Annotated in this window: 6 protein-coding genes; 3 read left to right on the top strand and 3 right to left on the bottom strand. The window is 70.9% G+C overall.

Annotated elements, in window-relative coordinates; translation table 11 throughout:
* The 3 genes from AC27VN_RS31540 to AC27VN_RS31530 form a co-directional block, all read right to left on the bottom strand.
* Positions 1–1,703 (bottom strand): sensor histidine kinase (locus tag AC27VN_RS31540; protein WP_490879105.1); only part of this gene is annotated, 1,703 nt, incomplete at its 3' end.
* Complete coding sequence (locus AC27VN_RS31535; RefSeq protein WP_490879104.1) at positions 1,703–2,419, bottom strand: response regulator; 717 nt, start codon at positions 2,417–2,419, stop codon at positions 1,703–1,705. The genes AC27VN_RS31535 and AC27VN_RS31540, both read right to left, overlap by 1 nt.
* A gap of 80 nt (positions 2,420–2,499) precedes the next feature.
* On the bottom strand, positions 2,500–3,006 hold the full coding sequence (locus tag AC27VN_RS31530; RefSeq protein WP_490879103.1) for an outer membrane protein assembly factor BamE: 507 nt from the start codon (positions 3,004–3,006) through the stop codon (positions 2,500–2,502).
* 41 nt (positions 3,007–3,047) lie between these two features.
* Here AC27VN_RS31530 and AC27VN_RS31525 point away from each other — a divergent pair, with 41 nt between their 5' ends.
* The 3 genes from AC27VN_RS31525 to nadB all read left to right on the top strand — a co-directional run.
* Positions 3,048–3,254, top strand: a complete 207-nt coding sequence (locus tag AC27VN_RS31525) for a DUF3460 family protein (RefSeq protein ID WP_057597652.1) — start codon at positions 3,048–3,050, stop codon at positions 3,252–3,254.
* Between the two features lie 75 nt (positions 3,255–3,329).
* Positions 3,330–4,172 carry a segregation and condensation protein A gene (locus tag AC27VN_RS31520; RefSeq protein ID WP_057597651.1) on the top strand — a complete coding sequence of 281 codons (843 nt, stop codon included), beginning with the start codon at positions 3,330–3,332 and terminating at the stop codon, positions 4,170–4,172.
* A gap of 124 nt (positions 4,173–4,296) precedes the next feature.
* A partial coding sequence (nadB, locus tag AC27VN_RS31515; protein ID WP_490879102.1) for an L-aspartate oxidase occupies positions 4,297–5,462 on the top strand: 1,166 nt, incomplete at its 3' end.

The following is a 5,462-nucleotide window of genomic DNA, read 5'->3' as shown; positions in this document are numbered from 1 at the left end:
GCCTCGCCGAGGCCGCGGCCGTCGTCGCGCAGCACGATCTCGATGGCATCGCCACCGACCGTCGTGCTGACCGCCGCGCTGACCGCGAGCACGCGTGCGCGTGCGTGCTGCAGCACGTTCGAGATCGCCTCCAGCAGCATGTACTGCAGGTGCCGCGTGGCTTCGTCGGAATCGCAGCGCCAGCGCGGCAGGTTCGCCACCGACCAGTCGAGCGCGAGCCCCGCGGCCTCGATGCGCGGCTGCAGCCGAAAGCGCATGCTCGCGAGCAGCGCGTTGGCATCGCCGGCCGGCAGGTTGATGGCATCGATCGACAGCCGCAGCTGGTCCAGCGATTCGCGCAGGGTCTGCATCACCTCCGACTTGGTGGCCACGCCGCGCTCGAGCTGCAGCATGGCGGTGATCAGGTGCGCGCCGGCGCCGTCGTGCATATCGCGCAGGATGCGCGCGCGCTCGGCCGCCACCGCGCTCGCATGCTCGAGCCGGCGCAGCTCGGCATGCTTGTCGGCCAGCTCGGACTCGCGCAGGCGGATGCGGTCCTCGAGCGACAGGTGGAGCTGGCGCAGCTCCTCGCGCGTGCGCTGGAAGCGGATGCCCACGATGGCGAGGATCGCGAGGCTCACCAGCACGGCCGCGAACTTGGTCCAGCCGGCCTCGTCGAAGCGCTCGACCAAAAGCCGCGCGATCACGCTGTCGCGCACCAGCGCGACCCAGCCCGCGACCAGGATCAGCAGCATCCAGGCGCGCTCGCCGGCCCGGTGGCGCCAGGTCTCCCAGCCCAGCCGCAGCGACAGCGCCAGCCAGCCGGCCACCAGCAGCAGGATCCAGCCGAGCACCCAGTTCTGCGTCTGCTGCAGCGTGCCGAGCGCCAGCGCCACCGGGCCCAGGCCCAGCACGCCCCAGACCAGCCATTGCTCGCGCCGCGGCCGGCCGTGCCAGACCTCCCGGATCACGAGGTAGGTGGCGATGTGGCCGAGCCAGAACACCGCGAGCACCACCTTGAACCAGCTCGGCCAGGCGAGCAGGCCCTCCTCCCACCAGGTGGCGGCGATGCGCAGGCTCCACAGCGCCTCGCACAGCGCGGCCCAGCCGTAGACGGCGTCGCGCTGCTGCGCCCACAGCATCAGGCAGAACACCGCCACCAGCAGGCTGAACAGCGTGATCACGCGCGGCAGGGTGACGTGGCGCCATTCGAGCGCGTCCCACTGCGGCTGCAGCAGGCGCTCGGCACCCAGTCGCACCGGCGCGATGCCGGCGCGGCGCGAGGGATCGGCGCGCACGGCGATCTCGAGCAGGTTCTCGCCGTCGCGCAGCAGCGAGGGCGGCACGCGCAGCCACAGCGGGCGGCGGTTCGACCAGCCGTCGTTGATCTGCTCGAGCTTGCCGGCGGCCGCGATCACCTGGCCGTTGAGCTTCACGCGGTAGGCGTTGCCGATGCGGCTGACGAGCAGCGCCTGCGGCTCGTCGGCATGGCCCGCGGGCGCGGCGAAGCGGATGCGCAGCTGGGCCCAGCCGACGGCGCGCGGCCAGTGGGCGTCCCAGTGCAGCGGCAGCGTGACCTCGGCCGGTGGCGGCGAAGGGCGGCCGACGAAGCGCAGCTGCAGTTCGCCGCGGTCGAGTGCGAGCACCTCGCTGGCGGCGCCTGCCGCAGCGGGTGCCAGCAGCGCGGCGACCAGCACAAGGACGGCGAGCAGCAGACGGCGCATCAGCCCAGCATGCGCCCCAGCAGCCCCATGCGGCTGGCCTCGAACACGGCCTCGCCGCGCGAATGCACCGCGAGCTTGCTGTAGAGGTTCTTGATGTGGCCCTGCACCGTGTGCTTGGTCACGCCCTGCAGGCGCGCGATCTCGCCGTACGAGTAGCCGCGCGAGATCAGCTCCAGCACCTCGGTCTCGCGCGGGGTCAGCATCATGGCGGCGGCCGGGTCGGGCGCGGCCGATGCGGCGGGCTTCGCCTCGCCGCCGCGCACGTGCAGCAGCAGCTTGCGCGCGATCATCGGCGAGATCGGCGAGGCGCCGTGCTTGATGTCGACGATCACCTGGGCGATATCGGCCGGCGAGGAATCCTTCTGGATGTAACCCACCGCGCCCGCGCGCACGCAGTCGAGCACCGTGTCCTCGTCGCCGAAGACCGAGACCACCAGCACCTCGCACGCCGGCTGGCTGCGCACCACCTGGCGCAGCAACTCGAGCGCGTGGCCGTCGGGCAGCGCGAGGTCGGTCAGCAGGATGTCGGCCTGGTGGCTGTCGAACCAGGCCACGGCCTCGGCCATCAGGCCCAGCGAGGCGACCAGCTCGAGCTCGGGATGGGCCGCGATGCAGGCCTCGAAGAAATGCCGGACCTCGGCATCGTCCTCGAGCAATGCGACGCGCCAGCGCAGCGCGGAGGTGGAAGCGGCGGGGGTGGCGGCGGCGTCGGGCATGGCGGTGGCGCCGAGCTTAGTCGGCGCCGCGCGCTTCGCGCCCCCCATTTTCATGGGGTGACCGGGGCGCGTTTCTAGTTTCAGGGCGCCTCGGTGCCGCGGTCGGGCGACGAGCCGCTGCGCACCACGCGCTGGTCGTCGTTGAGCACCGCGGTGAACACCATCGGCGAGTTGGGCGGCTGCAGCCAGCGCCATTCCCATTCGTACTCGCGGCGCAGCGGATAGGGCGTGACCTTGGCCGGCTTGCCGAGCATCTTGCGCAGGTCCTCCATCGCCATGCCGTTCTTCACACGCGCGAAGTTCTCGGGCGTGAGCACCTGGCGCAGCGCGCTCATCTTTCCGTCGGCGCCGATGGTGACCATGTAGTTCTTCTGGCCCTGGGGCTGGCGGTTGTACTCGAACACCCGACCGCCGGGCGCATCCCAGACGTTCTCGGGTTCGCCGAAGCGCGCGCGCACGTCGGCCTCGGTCGACACGCCCTCCTCGAGCTGCTCGATGCGCTGCGAATCGCAGCCCGCGACGAGGGCCGCCGCCACCGCCAGCCACACGGCCGCCACCCCGATCCGCCAGACTCGTACCTGCCCCATGCCGTCCCCCGGTAAAATTCGCGCCCACAAAGGTTCAGTCTATGTCCATCTTCCGCCGCCCCCACTACACCTCCGAGATCACCAGCTTCATCGACGAGATGAAAACCAAGAAGCCGACGCTCGAGGCGGAACAGCGCGCGGGCCGCGCCCTGCTCTGGGACAAGCACCTCGACCGCGGCCTGCTCGAGGAATACGCGGAAGCCCGCGTGCCGCAGCAGCCCTACGTCTACCAGACCCAGGCCAAGTAAGAACATGATGCCGATGCGGCATCCGTCGCCCGCCAATGCTGGGCACGGCGCTACGTTTTCGATAGCGCCTGCCCGATGAGCGGACCGCGCGACGAGGACAGCGACACGCTGGTGGTGGCCATGCCCGAGGTGGTCGACCAGGTCGCGCTCGCCCGGCTCTACGGCGAGCCGCTGTTCGCGATGCCGAAGGACCTGTACATCCCGCCCGAGGCGCTGCAGGTCTTCCTCGAGGCCTTCGAGGGCCCGCTGGACCTGCTGCTGTACCTGATCCGCAAGCAGAACTTCAACATCCTCGACATCCCGATGGCCGCGCTGACGCGGCAATACCTGAGCTACGTCGACGAGATCCGCCAGACCAACCTCGAACTCGCGGCGGAATACCTGCTGATGGCCGCGATGCTGATCGAGATCAAGTCGCGCATGCTGCTGCCGCCCAAGAAGGCGGCCGAGGGCGAGGAAGCCGAGGACCCGCGCGCCGAGCTCGTGCGCCGGCTGCTCGAGTACGAGCAGACCAAGCTGCAGGCCGCCTCGCTCAACGCGATGCCGACCTACGGGCGCGACTTCTGGCGCGCCCAGGTCTACATCGAGCAGTCGCTCAAGCCGCGCTTCCCCGAGGTGGCGGTGGTCGACCTGCGCGATGCCTGGGCCGACATCATGAAGCGCGCCAAGCTCGTGCAGCACCACAAGATCTCGCGCGAGGAACTCAGCGTGCGCGAGCACATGAGCATCGTGCTGCGCCACTTGCAGGGCCAGCGCTTCGTGGAATTCGAGAAGCTGTTCGACATCTCGCGCGGCGCGCCGGTGATGGTCGTGACCTTCATCGCGATGCTCGAGCTGGCCAAGGAAACCCTGATCGAGATCACGCAGGCCGAGGCCTTCGCGCCGATCTACGTGCGGCTGGCCTACTCTCCCGCCTGAAGCGCCATGCGGCCCACCTCCTTCGCGCACCGCCCGGCGGCGCGGCACCTCCCCCTCACCCCGTCGGGCCGGACCGGTGCGCTGCCGCACCACCGATCCTGACCCTCGTCCCTTCCCGCGCGCCATGGCCTCCTCCCTCGATTTCGACGTCCTCATCGTCGGCAGCGGCCTCGCCGGGCTCTCCGCGGCCCTGCTGCTGGCGCCCACGCACCGCGTGGCGGTGCTGACCAAGCGCGCGCTGGCCGACGGCTCCAGCGCCTGGGCCCAGGGCGGCATCGCGGCGGTGCTGGCCGCGGGCGACAGCTTCGACGCCCATGTCGACGACACGCTGGTGGCCGGCGCCGGCCTGTGCGATGCGGCCGCCACGCGCTTCGTGGTCGAGCACGCGCCCGAGGCCATCGGCTGGCTGCGCGAGCTCGGCGTGCCCTTCTCCGAGGAGGACGGCGACCTGCACCTCACGCGCGAGGGCGGCCACAGCCAGCGCCGCATCGTGCACGTGACCGACGCCACCGGCGCGGCCGTGCAGCAGGTGCTGATCGAGCGCGTGCGCCGCACGCCCAACGTGACGCTGTTCGAGCACCACACGCTGGTCGACCTGGTCGCCGGCGAGCGGCTCGGTGCGCCCGAGGCGGGCTGCGCGGGCCTCTACGCGCTCGACGACGCCAGCGGCGAGGTGCTGGCCTTCCGCGCGCCGCACACCATCCTGGCCACGGGCGGCGCGGGCAAGGTCTACCTCTACACCACCAACCCCGACACCGCCACCGGCGACGGCATCGCCGCCGCCTGGCGCGCGGGCTGCCGGGTGTCGAACATGGAGTTCATCCAGTTTCACCCGACCTGCCTCTACCACCCGCATGCCAAGTCCTTCCTGATCAGCGAAGCGGTGCGCGGCGAAGGCGGGCTGCTGAAACTGCCTGAATCGGCGGGAGGCACCCGCTTCATGCCGCAGCACGACGAGCGCGCCGAACTCGCGCCGCGCGACGTGGTGGCGCGCGCGATCGACTTCGAGATGAAGAAGCACGGCCTGGACTGCGTGCACCTCGACATTTCGCACCAGAGCCCGGATTTCCTGCGGGCGCATTTCCCGAACATCCTCGCGCGCTGCGCCGAGCTCGGCATCGACATCACGCGCGAGCCGATCCCGGTGGTGCCGGCCGCCCACTACACCTGCGGTGGCGTGGTCACCGACCTGGCCGGACGCACCGACCTGCCGGGCCTCTACGCGATCGGCGAGACCGCCTGCACCGGGCTGCACGGCGCGAACCGGCTGGCCAGCAATTCGCTGGTGGA

This window comes from Variovorax sp. 20P10.2.4, from assembly GCF_058244205.1.
The sequence above is the reverse complement of the archived record's forward strand: the minus strand, read 5'-3'. Positions and strand labels throughout refer to the sequence as shown.